Here is a 20,055-nt window from a genome sequence, read left to right as displayed (position 1 = left end):
AGAAATGCGCACTTGGACGTCTGGACGCGGGGCCGAGGCCGAAACCGCGTGCCACCACGAGGGCCGTGCGCGTACGTCTCCCGCCCGTATCGGGCAGCCCGAAGCCCGGCACCGGGACGGGGGATCCACGGTGCCGGGCGGCTCGGTTCAGACCGTGCGCAGCGCCTCCGTCGGTGGCATCCGGGCCGCCCGCAGGGCGGGCAGCAGCCCGGCGATGGCGCCGATGGCCACGGCCGCGCCGAGTCCACCCGCCCAGGCGAGCACCGGGACGACGGTCTCCCAGCCCTTGACGCCCGCGTAGACGAACGTGGCCAGCGTGCCCAGCACCACCCCGACCGCGCCACCGAGCATGGCGAGCAGGATCGCCTCGGAGAGGAACTGCAACCGGATGGTGCCACGGGTGGCGCCGAGCGCCCGCCGCAGGCCGATCTCCGAACGGCGTTCGAGCACGGAGATCACCATGGTGTTGGCCACGCCGATGCCCCCGACGAGCAGGGCCACCGCTCCCAGCCCGAGGAAGAGTCCGTCCAGCGCCGACCGCGCGGCGGCCCGGGCCTCGAGCGCGGCCGACGGCTGGGTGACACTGACCTCGCTGGGGTTCTGCGGGTTGGCCGTGGCGGCCAGTACGTTGCGGACCTCCTTGACCTGGTCGGTGTCCGACCGTACGTACACCGTGGAGGGGTGGCCGTCGAAGTCCAGGTACTTCTTCGCGGCCTCGTAGCCCACCAGCACCGCCGAGTCGATCTCCGGGGTCAGCTTCGCGGGCTTGAGCACCCCGGACACGTAGAACCACTGGCCGCCGACCCAGACGCGCATGCCCGGGTGGATCCGGGAGATGCCCAGCCGGCTGGCGGCGTCCCAGCCGAGGACGGCCACCGGCTGCCGCGCGGTGGCGGCGTTGAGGTATCTGCCCTGGGCCATCGAGGTGCGCACCGCGGCCGGGAGGCGCAGGCTGGCGGCGTTCACCGAGAGGGAGTTGGTGTTGAGGGTCGGGATGTGCGGGCTGCGGTACGCCTCGGCGTCGGTCTTGCCGGTGCTCTGCACCGCCTCGACCGGGCCGATCCGGGAGATCATGCCCGGCGCCTCGACGGGGAGCTTGGCGTCCCCGCCACCCAGCGACTGGCCCGGAGTGACCTTCAGCAGATTGGTGCCCAGCTTGTCGATCTCGGCGAGCAGCCCGGCCTGTGAGGAGGACGACAGCCCGAGCACCGCCACCATCGCGGCGACGCCGATGGCGATGCCCAGCGCCGACAGGGCGGCCCGCATCCGGCGGGTGCGCAGGCCCACGCTGGCGGTCCGGCCCAGGTCGGCGGGGTGGAGCCGGCCGGGGGCGGGGGCCGTGGAGGTCATGGCAACCGCCTCTCGATGTCCAGCGGGTCCTCCGCCGACATGACGTCCGCGACGATGTGGCCGTCGAGTACCTCGATCCGGCGCGGCAGCCGGGCGGCCAGCTCCCGATCGTGGGTGATCATGACGATGGTGGTGCCCTCGGCGTTGAGCTCCTTGAACAGCTTGAAGATCGCGGCACCCGCGACGCTGTCGAGGTTGCCGGTGGGCTCGTCGGCCAGCACGATCGCCGGATCACCGGCCAGGGCGCGGGCGATCGCGACCCGCTGCCGCTCGCCACCCGACAGCTGCGACGGCCGGTGGTGGATCCGGTGGCTGAGGCCGACCCGGTCCAGGGCCACGGCGGCCGCCGACAGCCGGGCCGGGCGCCGGACGCCCGAGTACAGCATCCCGTCGGCCACGTTCTCCAGCGCCGTGGCGTGTTCGGCCAGGAAGAACTGCTGGAAGACAAAGCCGATCCGGGTGGCGCGCAGCCCGGCCAGCGCCCGGTCGGACATCGCGGCCACGTCCTCCCCGACGACCCGTACCGTTCCGGACGTCGGCCGGTCCAGGGTGCCCATCACTTGCAGCAGCGTCGACTTGCCGGAGCCGGAGGGGCCCACGATGGCCACCAAATCGCCCCGGTGGATGGTGAATCCGGCCCCGTCCAGCGCCACGACCGGGGAGGCGCCGGGATAGACCTTGGTCACGTCCTCCAGCTGAAGCACCGCCTCGCCGGTGGTCCGCACGTCGACCGGCCGCGTCTCGGTCTCCACGCCGGTCATGACGCGGGCACCGCGATCTTCTGGCCGACCTCGAGCCCGGCGCCGCTGACCTCCACCTTGCCCGCGCTGTCGTCGAAGAGCCCGGTGCGCACCGGGATCAGCTTGTGCTTGCCGCCCACGCCGACGACCTCGACGGCGTAACCGCCCCCGGCGAGCGCCAACAGCGCGTTCACCGGCACCGACAGCACGTCCTTCACGGTGTCGGAGACGATGGCCACCTGGACGGGCGCCTGGTCGAGTCCACCCGTGGCCTTCGGGTCCTTCGGCTTGATCTGCACCTCGATGGTGGTCTTGTCGTCGGCCTGCTTCGCCACCTTCCCCACCGACGACACCTCGCCGTCGGTCGACTTGCCGTTCGGGAGGGTGATGGTCACCTTGTCGCCGACCGCCACTCCGGTCTGCTGGCTGGCGTTGAGCTCGACGGTGACCTGCCGCTTGGTCGAGGAGACCTGTAGCACGCTCTGCCCCTGCCCGGCCGGGCCACCGCGTACGGCCCCGGACTTGATGACCCGGACCTCCTCGGCGGGCAGGAACACGGCCTGCCCAAGCGACAGTTCACCCGTCTCCTTCAGGCCGACGTTCTCCTGGAGCTCCTTGAGGGCGTAGTAGGTCTGCATGCTGAAGTAGTCCGAGTCGGGGTCGATCTGTGCCTTGGTGGCGTACTTGAGGCTGACGAGCGCGGCGTTTAGCTGCCGCACATCGGCGCCCTCGGCGCCGTAGGCCAGCTCGCGGTACACCGGCTCGGCGGCGCCCTGGAGCATCACCACCGGCTTGCCGCTCACCCGGTAGAGCACCTCGCCCTGGCTGATCACATCGCCCACGGCTGGCAGCCTGGTGATGGTTCCCTTGGCGTTGTTGACGACGTCGTACGAACCCGCGTAGCCGAGCGTCCCGTTCTCCAGGGTGCGGGCCGACAACGACCCCTGGGTGACCTTCGCCAGCCCGGTGGGGGCGCTGGTCCTGGCCGACGAGTCCTTCTCGGACTTCTTGAACGGGTCGGCCACGACGACGCCCGCGCCCGCCGCGACCACGATCGCCACGACGACGATCGCGGTCAGTCCGCGCCGCTTGCGCCGCGCCGGTGGTGGCGCGCTCTGCCGCTCCGGGGGGCTGGCTTCCTCGTCCTCGGTCGGGGTCTGGGTCGCACTCACGCCGAGCCCCCACCGGGCTTGTTGGGCTCCATGTTGCGCAGGGACTCGGGCTGGTACTGCTTGCAGGCGTCCTCCGCCTTCTTGAACTGCGGAGTGGTCGGGTCGACCTCCAGCTTGAAGCCACCGCTCTCGTCCGGGTCGGGGAAGCTGGGCACGCCGTTCTTGCGCATGCACTTGGCGTACTTGAGCTTGTCCTCGGTCGGCCACACATCGCCCGGACCGCCGCCACCCTCCTGCGGGGGCGGGGCCGGCATGTACTGCTTGCAGGCTTTCTCGGCCTTCTGGAACTCCGACGACTGCGGGTCGATTCCGGCGCCCATGCCCTCGCCGGGCTTCGGGTCCTTGAAATCGGGTAGGCCGTTCTTCCGCATGCAGTCCGCGAATTTCAGCCCGTCCCCTTGTGTACCGGCCTCCGGCTTCTTGGACTGCGAGCCCTTCCCGGAGCCCACGCTGGCCACGCTCTTATCGGGTTCGTCATTGTCGCCACAGGCAGTGGCGAGCAAGGCGACCCCGGTCAGCAGCGCCGCCAGTGCGGTGGTGCGCCGCAGCCTCTTCTTGGGTGCGGCACTGCCATCCGACGGCCGCTCCGTGATAACCACCATGCCACTGTCCCCATTCCTTCGGGATTTCCTGTACCTCCTGTTTTAGCGAGGGGGCGGTTTCGCCGAGGTTTCAGTGGGGGTTACGGCCTGAGACGCAGGGGTCCCGGCGCGCCGGACATGCGGAAGCCCTGCTCCCTCGGGCAGGCGGAAGCCCCGGGCCGCCGGACGGGTGGTCCGGCGGCCCGGGGCGGAGGCTGCGCCCGGCAGGGCACCGCGCGGAGTTACGTGCGGAAGGCCGACGTGGGCCTACGCGGGGCCGGGTGGGGCGGGGCAGGGCGGGGCGGGGAAAGCCGGGGCGGGACCGCGCGGGTTACGCCGGGCCCGGCGCCCCAGCGGGCAGGTGCTGCTGACAGGCCTTGTGGGCGTCCCGGAACTCGGGCGACTTGACGTCGATCCCGGCCTCCTCGGGGGCGAAGCCGCCGCCCTTCGGATCGGGGAAGTCGGGTACGCCGTTCTTCCGCATGCAGTCCACGTACTTCGTCAGATCGGGCATCCCGCCGGGCGGCGGGGAAGCCCGGCGCCCTTCGGGCATCAGCCGCTCGCAGGCTTTCTCCGCCTTCTTGTACGCAGCGCCCTTGACGTCGATACCGCTGCTCGGGTCGAGCAGAATCGAGCCGTCCGCGGCGGGATCGGGAAAGTCCGGCACGCCGTTGTCCCGAAGGCACTCGACGAAGGCCATGCTTTTGGCCCTCTTGTCCCCCGCCCCTGCGCTGCCGGAGGACTTCGGGGAATCGTCGGAGCCGAGCGCGAAACCCAATCCACCCGCCACCATCGCGATCGCCAGAGCGGCCCCCAGCGAAACGAGCAGAATGGCTAATCTGCCCTGTCGACGCGTGCCCTCGGGCGGCTCGCCCGCGGCCGCGTTCTCCTTCTCGTCCATATTTTCTCTCCACCCTCTCCTAATTCTTCGTCAGCAGCTGCGCGGAAATGAGCCGACCGATCGTTTCAAGGGGCTCACCGGTGAGCATCCCGTCGTGATCGGAGGCGATCCGGACCGGTTCGACATGCCCGTCCACGTACGGCACCCAACTGTCCGGAGCAAGCTGCGCGGGAGCCGACGCGGGCCGACCCTCCGTGGCGACGAAGAGCAGCAGGTCTCCGCGGAAGACGCAGGGCGTGTGGTGCTGGAGCAGCCGGTTGTTGTTGGCGTTGACCCTCTGGATCTCGGAGAGCATCCGCACTCGCTTGCGCCGCCCACCGCGGGGCCCTTCGGCGGGCTCGTCAGCGGGCTCGGCGGGCTCGGCGGGCTCGGCGGCGGGCTCGGCGGGCTCGTCAGCGGGCTCGGCGGGCTCGGCGGTCGGCTCCGCCTCGTCTACGCCGGGGTAGCCATCGAGGCTGACCAGGAGGTCCACCGTTTCGCCCTGCTCCTGGAGCAGCGCCGCCATCGCATGGGCCACGGTGCCACCGAACGACCAGCCGAGGAGGTGATAGGGCCCGGCCGGCCGCACGGTCCGGATCCTCGCCACGTAGTCCGCGGCCATCTCCTCGACCGTCCCCGGCAGTGACTCACCCGTGCCGAAGCCGCGAGCCTGCAACGCGTAGACCGGGCGGTCCGGCGGCAAGTGGTCCGTGAGTTCCGCGTAGCAGCGCCCCAGCCCGGTGCTCGGGTGGACGCAGAACACGGGCGGGCGGTCGCCTTCGGTCCGGAGCGGCAGCAACAGGCCCGTGTCGTCGGAGTCGGTGCGGGCGGTGCCGTCCTCCGTACTGTCGAGCAGTCGGGCCACGTCGGCCACGGTCGGAGCGGTGAACATCGCACGGATGCTGACTTCGGCGCCGAGGACGGCACGGATCTGCGCGATCAGCTTCATCACCAGGATCGAGTCACCGCCCAGCTCGAAGAACGACGCCTCGGCACCCACCTCCTCCAAACCCAGCACCTCGGCGAACAACGCACACAAACGCTCCTCGGTCGGCGTCTGCGGACCACGCCCCGCCATCGCCGCACCAGTGAAGTCGGGAGCGGGGAGAGCGGACCGGTCCAGCTTGCCGTTCACCGTGATAGGCAGCGCCTCCAGCCCCACAAACGCGGCCGGGACCATATAGTCGGGCAGCCGATCAGCAAGGAACGTCCGCAACTGGGACACCTCCACCGCGTCATCCGAAACGATGTAAGCGACCAGCCGCTTGTCCCCGGCGCGGTCCTCCCGGGCGATCACCGCCACCTGGCCGACGCTCGGGTGGGCGGCGAGGGCAGTCTCGATCTCACCGGGCTCGACCCGGAAACCACGCACCTTCACCTGGTCATCCACACGGCCACCGAAAACGAGCTGACCATCCGCGGTCCACTTGGCGAAGTCACCCGTGCGATACATCCGCCCGCCCGTGAAGGGGCACGCGACGAAGCGCTCCGCGGTCAGGCCGGGACGACCGAGATAGCCACGCGCGAGGCCCGGCCCCGCGACATACAACTCTCCCAGCACACCCGCGGGGACGGGGTGCAGACGCTCATCGAGGACGTATGCCCGGGTGTTGGTGATGGGCCGCCCGATGGGTACCGGGCCCGCGCCGGACGCCTCCAACGGCTCGCTCATCGTCGCGCACACGGTCACCTCGGTCGGACCATACGCATTGACCACCCGCCGCCCCGACGCCCACCGCTCCACCAACCCCGGCGGACACACCTCACTGGCCACCACCACCGTGCCCAGACACTCCGGCAACTCCTCCACCGTAGCCAGCACCGACGGCGACACCGTCACATGCGTGACACCCAGCGCCGAGGCCGTCGCGCCCAGCGAGCCGTTGGGCGGAAGGCTGTCCGGGTCCGCCATCACCAGCGCGCCGCCCGAGAGCAACGCCATGAACATCTCCCACACCGAAGCGTCAAAGCTCAGCGACGCCAACTGCAAAACCCGCGCATCAGCCCCCACCGCGAACCGCTCGATCTGCGCGCTGACGAGATTCCCGATACCGCGATGCGTCACCGCCACACCCTTCGGCCGCCCCGTCGACCCCGACGTATAGATCACATACGCCACGTCGTCCACGCTCACGGAGACCACCGGCGCCGGGGTCGCGTCCGCGGATTGGACTGCGGACGGATCCCATATCAGGCACTCCACCCCGGCCGGAACCCGCCGCCGTGTCTCCTCGGAGCAGAGGAGCAGCGCAGGCGCCGAGTCCTCGACCATCCACCCGATCCGCTCCACCGGATACGCCGGATCCACCGGCACAAACCCCGCCCCAGCCTTGGCAATCCCCAACAACACCGCCACCACATCCACCGACCGCTCCAACACCACAGCGACCAGATCACCGCGCCCCACACCCCGCCCGGCCAACACCCACGCCACCAGGTTCGTCCTCTCCCTCAACTCCGCGTACGACCACTCCTCACCACCCGCACCAACCACCGCCATCGCATCCGACGACAGCTCGGCCCGCTCGTCGAAGAGCTCACCCAACGGCCGCACGGAAACCTCCCGCTCGGTGGCGTTCCACTCCTCCAGCACCCGCTCCCGCTCCGCGCCGCCAAGCACCTCGAACTCACTCACCCGAACGGAAGGGTCGGCCGCCACCCGCTCCAGCAACCGCGCCAGCCGCTCGGCCAGTGCCTCCACCGTCCGCTCATCAAAGAGATCGGTGGCATACAGGAACGCCCCGCGGATCCCGCCCGGATTGCCGTCGCCATCGCGGTGCTCGGCCAAGTCCAGGGCCAGATCCACCCGCGCCGAAGCCTCCGCACCCGACTCCAACGGACGCACCCGCAACCCCGGCAGATCCCACAACCGCCCCTCACCCCCAGGCGCCCCCTGAAGCCCCAACGACACCTGAAACAGCGGATTACGCCCCAACGACCGAGCAGGATTAAGGTCCTCCACCACCCGCTCAAACGGCACATCCTGATGGGCATACGCGTCCAGATCCACCTCCCGCACCCTCGACAACAACTCCACAAAACTCGGATCGCCACTCACATCACTCCGCAACACCAGCGTGTTGACGAAGAACCCCACCAGCCCGTCCAAGGCCGCATCCCCACGCCCCGCCACCGCCGTACCCACCGGAATGTCCTTCCCCGCACCCATCCGCGACAGCAGGGCGGAGATGGCGGCGTGCATCACCATGAACATCGTCGCCCCGCCCCGTTGAGCGAGCTCCGTGAGCCGGGCATGGGTTTCCGCGGTGATGGCGACCGGCACTTCGCCACCGCGGAAGGACGACACCGCAGGCCGGGGCCGATCCGTCGGCAGGACGAGCTCCTCCGGCGCACCGGCCAGCGCCTCACGCCAGTAACCGAGCTGGCCACTGATCACACTCTCCGGATCCTCCAGATCCCCCAACACCTCACGCTGCCACAACGCATAATCCGCATACTGCACCGGCAACGACCCCCACCCCGGCACACGCCCCACCCGCCGCGCCCCATACGCCACCCCGATCTCCCGACCCAACACACCCATCGACCAACCATCAACCGCGATGTGATGCGCCACGATCAACAACACAAACTCCGACGAACCCAACTTCAACAACCGCACCCGCCACGGCAGATCAACGCTCAGGTCAAAGCCTCGGGCGGCATAGCCGCCGAGTACCTCCCGCAGGTGTTCCTCCGCGGTCTCCACCACGATCAGCGGCGGCCGGCCCGCCTCGCCCGTCAACACATGCTGACGCGGTTCGCCATCGGTCTCGGGAAAGACCGTACGCAGACTCTCGTGCCGGTCGGCCACGTCCCCGAGCGCCGCCTCCAGAGCGACCCCGTCGAGCTCCCCGGAGAGCCGGAGCGCCAGCGGGAGGTTGTATACCGCTCCGTCGCCGACGCCTTCGAGGCGGTTGAGGAACCACATCCGCTGCTGGGCGTACGACAGCGGCAGCACCTCCGGGCGCGGCCGAGCGGTCAGTGCCTGCTGGGCGGTGCCGTCCTCCGTACCGTCGAGCAGTCGGGCCACGTCGGCCACGGTCGGAGCGGTGAACATCGCACGGATGCTGACTTCGGCGCCGAGGACGGCACGGATCTGCGCGATCAGCTTCATCACCAGGATCGAGTCGCCACCCAGCTCGAAGAACGACGCCTCGGCACCCACCTCCTCCAAACCCAGCACCTCGGCGAACAACGCACACAAACGCTCCTCGGTCGGCGTCTGCGGTCCACGCCCCGCCATCGCCGCACCAGTGAAGTCGGGAGCGGGGAGAGCGGACCGATCCAGCTTGCCGTTCACCGTAATGGGCAGCGCGCCGACCGTCACAAACATGGCCGGAACCATGTAATCGGGCAGCCGATCAGCGAGAAACGTCCGCAACTGGGACACCTCCACCGCGTCATCCGAAACGATGTAGGCGACCAGCCGCTTGTCCCCGGCGCGGTCCTCCCGGGCAATCACCGCCACCTGGCCGACGCTCGGGTGGGCGGCGAGAGCAGTCTCGATCTCACCGGGCTCAACCCGGAAACCACGCACCTTCACCTGGTCATCCACACGGCCACCGAAAACGAGCTGACCATCCGCGGTCCACTTGGCGAAGTCACCCGTGCGATACATCCGCCCGCCCGTGAAGGGACACGCCACGAAACGCTCCGCCGTCAGCCCGGGACGACCGAGATAGCCACGCGCGAGGCCCGGCCCCGCGACATACAGCTCACCCAGCACCCCAACGGGGACCGGGTGGAAACGCTCGTCCAGCACATAGACAGCGGTATTGGTGATGGGCCGCCCGATAGGCACCGGGCCCGCGCCGGACGCTTCCAACGGCTCGCTCATCGTCGCGCACACGGTCACCTCGGTCGGACCATACGCATTGACCATCCGCCGCCCCGACGCCCACCGCTCCACCAACCCCGGCGGACACACCTCACTGGCCACCACCACCGTGCCCAAGCACTCCGGCAACTCCTCCACCGTAGCCAGCACCGACGGCGACACCGTCACATGCGTGACACCGAACTCCGCCACCACTTCGCCCAACGACCCATTGGGCGGAAGCCTGTCCGAGTCCGCCATCACCAGCGCGGCGCCCGAGAGCAACGCCATGAACATCTCCCACACCGAAGCGTCAAAGCTCAGCGACGCCAACTGCAAAACCCGCGCATCAGCCCCCACCGCGAACCGCTCGATCTGCGCGCTGACGAGATTCCCGATACCGCGATGCGTCACCGCCACACCCTTCGGCCGCCCCGTCGAACCCGACGTATAGATCACATACGCCGCATCATCGACATCCACCGAAACCGCGGGCGCGGGCTCCGCCATCGCATCCGACGGATTCCACACCAAGCACTCCACCCCGGCCGGAACCAGCCGCCGTGTCTCCTCGGAGCAGAGGACCAGCGCGGGCGCCGAGTCCTCGACCATCCACCCGATCCGCTCCACCGGATACGCCGGATCCACCGGCACAAACCCCGCCCCAGCCTTGGCAATCCCCAACAACACCGCCACCACATCCACCGACCGCTCCAACACCACAGCCACCAGATCACCGCGCCCCACACCCCGCCCGGCCAACACCCACGCCACCCGCTCCGACCGCCCCCTCAACTCCGCATACGACCACTCCTCACCACCCGCACCAACCACCGCCATCGCATCCGACGACAGCTCGGCCCGCTCGTCGAAGAGCTCACCCAACGGCCGCACGGGAACCTCCCGCTCGGTGGCGTTCCACCCCTCCAGCACCCGCTCCCGCTCGCCCGGACCCAGCACGGCGACCTCACTCACCCGAGCCGCGGGATCCGAAGCGACCTGCTCCAACACCCGCACCAGCCGCTCGGCCAGTGCCTCCACCGTCTGCTCGTCAAAGAGATCGGTGGCATACAGGAACGCCCCGCGGATCCCGCCCGGATTGCCGTCGCCATCGCGGTGCTCGGCCAAATCCAGGGCCAGATCCACCCGCGCCGAAGCCTCCGCACCCGACTCCAACGGACGCACCCGCAACCCCGGCAGATCCCACAACCGCCCCTCACCCCCAGGCGCCCCCTGAAGCCCCAACGACACCTGAAACAGCGGATTACGCCCCAACGACCGAGCAGGATTAAGGTCCTCCACCACCCGCTCAAACGGCACATCCTGATGGGCATACGCGTCCAGATCCACCTCCCGCACCCTCGACAACAACTCCACAAAACTCGGATCGCCACTCACATCACTCCGCAACACCAGCGTGTTGACGAAGAACCCCACCAGCCCGTCCAAGGCCGCATCCCCACGCCCCGCCACCGCCGTACCCACCGGAATGTCCTTCCCCGCACCCATCCGCGACAGCAACAGCGCCAGCGCCGCCTGGACGACCATGAACATCGTGGCCCGCCCGCGCTGGGCGAGCGCCACCAGCCGGGCGTGGACCTGCGGGCTCACCCGGACCGGCACGGATCGGCCACGGAAGGAGGACACGACGGGCCGGGACCGGTCCACGGGCAGGACGAGCTCCTCCGGCGCACCGGCCAGCGCCTCACGCCAGTAACCGAGCTGGCCACTGATCACACTCTCCGGATCCTCCAGATCCCCCAACACCTCACGCTGCCACAACGCATAATCCGCATACTGCACCGGCAACGACCCCCACCCCGGCACACGCCCCACCCGCCGCGCCCCATACGCCACCCCGATCTCCCGACCCAACACACCCATCGACCAACCATCAACCGCGATGTGATGCGCCACGATCAACAACACAAACTCCGACGAACCCAACTTCAACAGCCAGGCCCGCCACGGCAGATCGACGCTCAAGTCAAAGCCTCGGGCGGAGTGCGCCATCAGTGTCTGTGGCAACTCCCACTCCGCCGTTTCCACGACCACGAGGGACGGTCGGCCGGCGCCACCCGCCAGCACGTGCTGACGCGGTTCGCCATCGGTCTCGGGAAAGACCGTACGTAAACTCTCATGCCGGTCGGCCACGTCTCCAAGGGCAGCCTCCAGAGCAACCGTGTCGAGCTCGCCGGAAAGCCTTAGCGCCAACGGCAGGTTGTAGCCCGCGCCTTCCCCCACGCCTTCGAGGCGGTTGAGGAACCACATCCGACGCTGGGCGTACGACAGCGGTACGGTGTCCGGCCGGGGGCACGGCAGCAGCGCGGGGCGGGCCCGGCCGTCCGCGTCGCCTTCTTCCTCGATGCGGCGGGAGAGCAGGGCGACCGTGGTGGCGGTGAAGAGCTCACGGATGGTGATCCGGGTGTCGAGCACCGCCCGAACCCTGGCAATGAGCCGCATCGCCAGGAGCGAGTCACCGCCGAGCTCGAAGAACGAGGCATCAGCGCTGACCCGCTCCACGCCGAGCACCTCGGCGAACAGCCCGCAGAGGATCTCTTCGTTCGGGGTGGCCGGACCCCGGCCCGCCACGGCGGCTGTGGCATCGGGCGCCGGGAGCTTCGCTCGGTCCAGTTTGCCGTTGACCGTCAACGGCAGCGCATCCAGCACGACGACGGTCGGGACCATGTACTCCGGCAGCCGCCTCGCCGCGAACTCCCGCACGGCCGCCACATCCAGCTCCCCGCCGGGGACCACGTACGCGACCAGCAACTTGTCCCCCGGGCCGTCCTCCCGGACCACCACCGCGACCTGACCCACACCCTCACAGGCGGCCACCACCACCTCGATCTCACCGGGCTCCACGCGGAAACCACGGACCTTGACCTGCTCATCGACGCGCCCCGCGAAGACCAGCTCACCCTCTTCGGTCCACTTGGCCAGGTCGCCGCTGCGATACATCCGACCGCCCGGGGCGGCGAACGGACACGCGACGAAACGCTCCGCCGATAGCCCCGGCCGACCGATGTAGCCCCGGGCCAGGCCCGCACCGGCGATATAGACCTCGCCGTTCACACCGACAGGCACCGGCCGGAGGAACGGATCCAGCACAAACACCTTGTTGTTGGGCAGCGGCCGACCGATCGGGGGCGCGGCCTCCAGCCCGGTCTTCAGTGCGGTCGCGGTGGCGGTGGTGATGACGGTGGCCTCGGTCGGCCCGTACGTGTTCCACACCCGCGCACCCGCCGACCACCGACCAGCCAGCTCCGCACCCAACCGCTCCGCACCCAACACCCAATTGCCGACGCCCGGCACGGCATCCGGATCCAGCACCCCCAGCAGCGACGGCACCACACTCGCCACCCGCACCCCACACCGGCCGATCATCCCCGCCAGCACCTGCGGATCCTTACGCTCCTCCGCACTCGCCACTGCCAAAGTGCCACCAGCGCCCAGCGTCACGACGACATCAAGGACGGCGGCGTCAAAGCTGAACGAGGCGAACTGCAACGCCACCACACCAGCGTCCACCCCCAACACCGGACGCATCGCCTCAGCCAGATTCGCCACCCCACCGTGAGCGACGGCCACACCCTTCGGCCGCCCCGTCGAACCCGACGTATAAATCACATACGCCAACTGCTCCGGGGCAATCACCGTCCCCAACGGCTCCGCCGAGAAGGCATCAGCACCCTCGAGAAGAACCCCACGCGCATCACCGAGCGGCACGCCATCAAGGCAATCCGCCGTACCCAGGACCACCTCGGCACCACTGTCCGCAATCACAAAACCCAACCGCTCGGCCGGATACTCCGGATCCAACGGAACAAACGCACCACCCGCCTTCCACACCGCCAACTCCGCCACCACCATCCCCACCGACCTCGGCAAACACAACGCCACCCGCGACTCCCGGCCGACCCCTACTTCGGTCAGAAGCCGCGCCAACTGATTCGCCCGCTCGTCCAACTCCCCGTACGTCAGCGCCTCCTCACCACACCGCACCGCCATCGCACCCGGCGCCGCCGCAACCCACGCCTCGATGCGCTCCACGATCGAACCGGCGGGCAATGCGGTCTCGGTGGCATTCCACTCCGCCACCACCCGCGACCACTCCACCTCCCCCAACACATCCAGCCGACCGACCAACGTCCCCGGATCGGCCGCCATCTGCCGCAGCACCCGGAGCACCTGGTCGACCAGCCCCTGTGCCGTCTCCTCGTCGAACAGGTCCGGCCGGTAGCTCAGTCGCATGCCCAGGCCGCCGCTCGGGCCGACCACCAGGCCGAGCGGGTAATTGATCGACTCCCGGAGTCCATGCTCGGTGAACTTCAGACCGCCGGGTCCGCGTCGTTCAGACTCATCGCCCGAGACCTCATCGCCCGATGGCTTGTCGCCCGGCGGCTTCCGGGCGTTCGCGCCCGAGGGAAAGCTCTCGAACGCCATGATGGTGTCGAACGTCGCCCCGGGCCCGGCCTGCCGCTGGATGTCGCTGAGGCTCAGGTACTGGTAGTCAACCAGCGCCGCCTGCTCGGCCTGGAGCTCCGCCAGCAGTTCGGCCACCGGCTGCGCCGGGTCGAAGCGGACGCGTACGGGCACGGTGTTGATGAAGAGCCCCAGCATGCTCTCCATGCCCGGCAGGTCCAGCGGCCGTCCGGCCACGCTGGCGCCGAAGACCACATCCCGTCGGCCGGTCAGCTTGCCGACGACGAGGGCCCAGGCGGCCTGAACGACGGTGTTCAGGGTGAGGCCGTGGAAGCGGCGCGTCAGGTCGCGCAGCGCCTGGTCCAGCTCCTTGCTGGCTCTGCCGGACACCGTGGCGGAGTGGGCCGGCGCCCCGTTGTACTCGGCCGGGGCCACCAGCGTGGGCTCATCCGCCCCGACCAGCGTCTTCCGCCAGGCCGCCATGGCCTCTTCCTTGTTCTGGCGGGCGAGCCAGGCCAGATACTCGCGGTACGGGGTGACGGGCGGCAGACCGTGTGCGCTGCCCCCGGCCTCGTAACACGTCCACAACTCCCGCATCAGCACCGGCAGCGACCAGCCATCCAAGAGGATGTGATGCAGCGTCACCATCATCCGGTACTCATCCGGCCCGACCTTGACCAGCAACACCTTCAGCAACGGCGGCACCGCCAGGTCAAACCGCCGCTCCCGCTCCTCGATCCCCAGCCGCTCCGACTCCGCACGGGCGGTATCCGCGTCCAGCCCGGACAGATCCTCCTCCCGCCACGGCAGGGTCACCCGGCGCATGATGAGCTGGACCGGGGCTCCGGAGGCGCGCCGCTGGAATCCGGCGCGCAGGCTCTCGTGGCGGTCGAGCAGCGCCTGCCAGGACGCCCGCAGCACCGTGGGGTCCAGCTCGCCCTCCAGGCCGGTGATCATCTGCTCGACGTAGACGTCGATGCCCTCCTCGTCGTACACCGCATGGAACAGCAGGCCCTCCTGTAGCGGCGACAGCGGCCATACCCCCACCAGAGCGGAGTCGGTCATCTCAAGCTCCTTCGTCCATCTGCTGCGCTGTCGCTTCGAACTCGTCCAACTCGCTCTGGCTGATGTCCACGAGCGGGAAGTCGGAGGGGGTGTAACCACCGATACCGGTGTCGGCGTCGACGTCCGTGGTGTGTGTGGTCAGTCCGGTGAGCATCGCGGCCCAGCCGTCCAGCAGGCTGCGGACAGCGGACTCCACCAGCAGCTCGGACGGCCAGGACACGACGAGGGTGAGCTGGGGGCCGTCGGGCAGGTCGTGGACGACGCCCATGACCTCCAGGGCGTGCATGACCGGGATCCGGTCGTTGGCGCCGCCACCTCGGCCGCCGTCGCCCACGGTCTGCCAGGCATGTTGTTCGACGCGCCGCTGGCCCTGTTCGCTCTGGTCCTGTCGGCCGGGGAATCGGCCCAGGTAGTTGAAGCCGATCTGGGCGGTGGGCAGGGCGGCGAGGGTGGGCGCGGTCTCGGGGTTGAGATACCGGAGCATCCCGTAGCCGAGCCCATCGCCGGGGACGTCGCGGAGCTGTTCCTTGATGCGCTTGATGGCCCGTCCCGCCGCGGCCCCGCCGGAGCGCAGCTCCATGACGTCGGCGACGCCGATGTCCAGCCGCACCGGGTAGCCGCTGGTGAACCAGCCGACCGTACGCGTCAGATCCACACCCTCCGCCAGCGGGACCCGCCCATGGCCTTCGAGATCCAGCAGGACCTCGGCCGTGTCCTGGCCCTGGCGGCGGCGCCACTCGGCCAGCGCCGCGGTCAGGCCGGTCAGCAGTACGTCGTCGACGCCCGCGTGGAACGCCGTCGGCACGCTGGTCAGCAGCGCCGATGTGACCTCCGTGGACACCTTCACCGACAGCTGCCGGACGGTGGCGCCGAGGTCCCGCTCCGGGTCCACGGGCCGCGAGGTGAGGAGGGGGTCGTGACCGCCCAACTGCTGGGCCCAAACAGGGAGTTCGGCGAGCCGTCGTTGGCCGGTGGCTTCGGTCCTCAGGGCGCGGGCCCAGTGCCGGAAGGAGGTGGGCACCGGCTCCAGCACGACCTCACGGCCGGCTGCCAGCTCCGTATACGCCTCGGCCAGATCGGGGACCAGGACGCGCCAGGAGACACCGTCCACCACCAGGTGGTTGAGGAGTATCAGCAGCCGTCCGGGGGTGTCCGGTCCGAGGTCGAACCAGACCACCTGCATCATCACCCCGGCCCGCGGATCGAGCCGATCCGCCGCCGCCCGCGACTGCTCGGCGATCAGGCGCTCAAGGTCAACCCCGGCCGCACCGGCATCGATCCGGTGTATCCACGGTGCCACGGCCACGGTCGGGGGGACGAGGAGGCGGGCGGCGGGCTGGGTCTCCAGCCGCGCCCGCAGAATGTCGTGATGATCGACCACCGTCTGCACGGCGGCGGTCAGCGTCTCCAGCCGCATCCCCGCCGGAGCCACCACCGCCGTGGACTGGAACACCGCACCGATACGCTCTGCTCCGGCCCGGCCCAGCAGCTCATGCATCACCGGGGTCAACGGCACCTCACCCGTGCCCGGGTCGCCACTCCCCTCCGGGCCACCGGGGGCAGAGGCATCACGGGCCACCAGCGCAAGCTCCGCCGGGGTCCGTCGCTCGAACACCTGCCGGGCGCTCACCACCAGACCGGCCTTACGCGCCCTCGACACCAGCAGCATCGACATGATCGAGTCACCGCCGAGCTCGAAGAACGACGCATCGGCACTGACCTCATCGAGCCCGAGCACCTCGGCGAAAAGCCCACAGAGGATCTCTTCGGCGGGGGTGGCCGGGCCCCGACCCGCCACGGTGACAGCGGCGTCGGGTGCGGGGAGCGCGGCGCGGTCCAGCTTGCCGTTGACGGTGAGCGGCAGCGCGTCCAGCACGACGACCGCCGGGACCATGTACTCCGGCAGCCGCCCAGCGGCGAACGCGCGTACCGCCGCCACGTCCAGCTCCCCGTTGGGGACCACGTACGCGACCAGTTGCTTGTCCCCCGGCCCGTCCTCGCGGACCACCACCGCGACCTGACCCACACCCTCACAGGCGGCCACCACCGCCTCGATCTCACCCGGCTCGACGCGGAAACCACGGACCTTGACCTGCTCATCGACCCGTCCCGCGAAGACAAGATCCCCGTCGGCGGTCCACTTCGCCAGGTCGCCACTGCGATACATCCGGCCACCCGGGGAGGCGAAGGGGCAGGCGACGAACCGCTCCGCGGAGAGACCTGGCCGACCGATATAGCCCCGGGCCAGACCGGCACCGGCGATGTAGACCTCTCCCGTGACACCTACGGGCACCGGCTTGAGGAACTGGTCGAGTACGTAGACACGGGCGTTGGGGAGGGGACGGCCAATCGGCGGAGCCTCCTCCAGCACGGCGTCCAGCGGAGTGGCGGTGGCGGTGGTGATGACGGTGGCCTCGGTCGGCCCGTAGGTGTTCCACACCCGCGCACCCGCCGACCACCGCCCGGCCAGCTCCGCACTCAACCGCTCCGCACCCAACACCCAATTGCTCACCCCGGGTACCGCATCCGGGTCCAGCACCCCGAGCAGCGACGGCACCACGCTTGCCACCCGCACCCCACACCGGCCGACCATCTCCGCCAGCACCTGCGGATCCTTACGCTCCTCCGCACTCGCCACCGCCAAAGTGCCACCAGCGGCCAGCGTCACGACGACATCAAGGACGGCAGCGTCGAAGCTGAACGAGGCGAACTGCAACGCCACCACACCCGCGTCCACGCCCAGCACCGGACGCATCGCCTCAGCCAGATTCGCCACCCCACCATGCGCGACGGCCACACCCTTCGGCCGCCCCGTCGAACCCGATGTGTAGATCACATACGCCAACTGGTCCGGGGCAATCACCGTCCCCAACGGCTCCGCCGAGAAGGCATCAGCACCCTCGAAAAGAACCCCACGCGCATCACCGAGCGGCACGCCATCAAGGCAATCCGCCGTACCCAGGACCACCTCGGCACCACTGTCCGCAATCACAAAACCCAACCGCTCGGCCGGATACTCCGGATCCAGCGGAACGAACGCACCACCCGCCTTCCACACCGCCAACTCCGCCACCACCATCCCCACCGACCTCGGCAAACACAACGCAACCCGCGACTCACGACCCACACCCACCCCGGTCAACAACCGCGCCAACCGATTCGCCCACCGATCCAACTCCCCATACGACACCGCCTCACCACCACACCGCACCGCCACCACATCCGGCCCCGCCGCAACCCACGCCTCAAACCGCTCCACAACCGAACCGCCGGACACCACAGCCCCCGTGGCATTCCACTCCTCCACCACCCGAGCCCGCTCCACCTCCCCCAACACATCAATCTCACTGACCCGCACCCCCGGATCCACCGCCACCGCCTCCAACACCCGCACCAGCCGCTCCACCAACCCCCGAGCCGTACCCTCATCAAACAAATCCACCGCATACAGCAACGCCCCACCCAACCCCGCCGGCGCCCCCGCGCCATCACGGTGCTCGATCAGCGTGACCGACAGATCGAAGCGGGCCACGGGGTCCGCGGTCGACGGCAGCGTGTCGACCTCCAGGCCGGGCAGCTCCCACTCCTCCGGCGCGGCGTTCTGGAGCGCCAGCATGACCTGGAACAGCGGGTTGCGCGCCAGCGACCGCTCCGGGCTCAGCACATCCACCAGCCGCTCGAACGGCACGTCCTGATGCGCGTACGCCGCCAGATCGGTCTCCCGCACCCGGGCCAGCACCTCGCTGAACGTCGGGTCCGCGCTGACGTCCGTCCGCAGGACCAGCGTATTGACGAAGAACCCGGCCAGGGCGTCCATGGCCTCGTCGCCACGGCCTGCGATCGCGGTGCCGATGGGGATGTCCGTACCCGCGCCCAGCCGGGTCAGCAGCACGGCCAGTGCGGCCTGGGCGACCATGAACATGGTGGCGTTGCCCTGCTGGGCGGCCGCCACCAGCCGGGCGTGGGTCTCGGCGGCCACGTGCAGGGGCACCGTGCCGCCCCGGAAGGAGGATGCGGGCGGGCGCGACCGGTCGGTCGGCAGTGTCAGCTCCTGGGGAGCGTCGGCCAGGGCCGCACGCCAGTAGTCCAGCTGACCGCTGATCACGCTGTGCGGGTCCTCGAGGTCGCCCAGCACTTCGCGCTGCCAGAGCGCGTAGTCCGCGTACTGCACCGGCAGCGGCTCCCACCCCGGCGTGCCACCCGCCCGACGGGCGGCGTACGCCACGCCGATGTCACGGGCGAGTACGCCCATCGACCAGCCGTCCACCGCGATGTGATGCGCCACGAGCAGCAGCACGTACTCCATGGGCCCGGTCGCCAACAGCCGGATGCGCCACGGCAGATCGGCGCTCAGCTCGAAGCCACGCCCGGAGTGCGCCGCGAGTGTGGCGCCGAGCTCGTCCGGTGTGGTCTCCACGACGATCAGCGGCGGCCGACCCGCGTCACCCTCCAGCACCTGCTGCCGGGGCTCACCGTCCGTCTCGGGGAAGATCGTGCGCAGGCTCTCGTGCCGGTCGGCGACATCACCCAGCGCGGCTTCCAGGGCGGCGATGTCCAGGTGTCCCGATATCCGCAGCGCCAGCGGCAGGTTGTAGCCCGCGCCTTCGCCGACGCCTTCGAGCCGGTTGAGGAACCACATCCGCTGCTGGGCGTACGAGAGCGGCAGCACCTCCGGCCTCGGCCGCGGCGTCAGCGCGGCCCGGGTGGCGCCGTCCTCGCGGGCGTCGAGCAGCCGGGCGACCCCGGCCACCGTCGGCTCCGTGAACAGCCTGCCGATCCCGATGTCGGTGTCCAGCACCGACCGGATCCGGGCGAGCAGCCGCATGGCGAGCAGAGAATCGCCGCCCAGCTCGAAGAACGAGTCCTCCGCGCCGACCCTCTCCAGGCCCAGCACCTCGGCGAAGAGCCCACAAAGGATCTCCTCGGTCGGAGTGGCCGGGCCCCGGCCGGAGGTGGTACCGGCGAAGTCGGGGGCGGGGAGGGCGGCACGGTCCAGCTTGCCGTTGGCGGTGACCGGGAGGGC

General features: G+C 69.8%; 7 protein-coding genes (1 of these 7 running past the window's edge). All 7 read right to left on the bottom strand.

The window, feature by feature from the left end; genetic code table 11:
• Positions 1–147 precede the first annotated feature (147 nt).
• Positions 148–1,350, bottom strand: coding sequence for an ABC transporter permease (locus ACJX2R_RS41440; RefSeq protein WP_262702582.1), 1,203 nt, complete (start codon positions 1,348–1,350; stop codon positions 148–150).
• On the bottom strand, positions 1,347–2,111 hold the full coding sequence (locus ACJX2R_RS41435; RefSeq protein WP_385222855.1) for an ABC transporter ATP-binding protein: 765 nt from the start codon (positions 2,109–2,111) through the stop codon (positions 1,347–1,349). The genes ACJX2R_RS41440 and ACJX2R_RS41435 overlap by 4 nt, the downstream gene beginning before the upstream one ends.
• Complete coding sequence (locus tag ACJX2R_RS41430; protein ID WP_413104257.1) at positions 2,108–3,262, bottom strand: HlyD family efflux transporter periplasmic adaptor subunit; 1,155 nt, start codon at positions 3,260–3,262, stop codon at positions 2,108–2,110. The genes ACJX2R_RS41435 and ACJX2R_RS41430 overlap by 4 nt, the downstream gene beginning before the upstream one ends.
• Positions 3,259–3,864 carry a hypothetical protein gene (locus ACJX2R_RS41425; protein WP_413104256.1) on the bottom strand — a complete coding sequence of 202 codons (606 nt, stop codon included), beginning with the start codon at positions 3,862–3,864 and terminating at the stop codon, positions 3,259–3,261. The genes ACJX2R_RS41430 and ACJX2R_RS41425 overlap by 4 nt, the downstream gene beginning before the upstream one ends.
• Before the next feature lie 310 nt (positions 3,865–4,174).
• Positions 4,175–4,744 carry a hypothetical protein gene (locus tag ACJX2R_RS41420; protein WP_413104255.1) on the bottom strand — a complete coding sequence of 190 codons (570 nt, stop codon included), beginning with the start codon at positions 4,742–4,744 and terminating at the stop codon, positions 4,175–4,177.
• A 19-nt stretch (positions 4,745–4,763) separates the two neighbouring features.
• The gene (locus tag ACJX2R_RS41415) at positions 4,764–15,032 is read right to left on the bottom strand and encodes an amino acid adenylation domain-containing protein (protein WP_413104254.1); all 10,269 of its coding nucleotides are present in this window, start codon (positions 15,030–15,032) and stop codon (positions 4,764–4,766) included.
• A gap of 1 nt (position 15,033) precedes the next feature.
• Positions 15,034–20,055: the end of a non-ribosomal peptide synthase/polyketide synthase gene (locus tag ACJX2R_RS41410; protein ID WP_413104253.1), read on the bottom strand. It continues 15,621 nt past the right edge of the window; only the last 5,022 of its 20,643 coding nucleotides appear in the window; its start codon lies beyond the right edge, outside the window; the stop codon is at positions 15,034–15,036.

Source organism: Streptomyces sp. Inha503 (assembly GCF_047215865.1).
In the GTDB taxonomy this organism is placed as follows: Bacteria; Actinomycetota; Actinomycetes; order Streptomycetales; family Streptomycetaceae; genus Streptomyces; species Streptomyces lycopersici.
Note: the sequence above shows the minus strand (reverse complement) of the source record. Positions and strands in the feature narration are given on the sequence as shown.

Bases quoted from the DNA above. Each gene is read 5' to 3' on its own strand.
- ACJX2R_RS41440 (WP_262702582.1), bottom strand. From the start codon at position 1,350: ATGACCTCCACGGCCCCCGCCCCCGGCCGGCTCCACCCCGCCGACCTG.
- ACJX2R_RS41435 (WP_385222855.1), bottom strand. From the start codon at position 2,111: ATGACCGGCGTGGAGACCGAGACGCGGCCGGTCGACGTGCGGACCACC.
- ACJX2R_RS41425 (WP_413104256.1), bottom strand. From the start codon at position 3,864: ATGGTGGTTATCACGGAGCGGCCGTCGGATGGCAGTGCCGCACCCAAG.
- ACJX2R_RS41420 (WP_413104255.1), bottom strand. From the start codon at position 4,744: ATGGACGAGAAGGAGAACGCGGCCGCGGGCGAGCCGCCCGAGGGCACG.
- ACJX2R_RS41415 (WP_413104254.1), bottom strand. From the start codon at position 15,032: ATGACCGACTCCGCTCTGGTGGGGGTATGGCCGCTGTCGCCGCTACAG.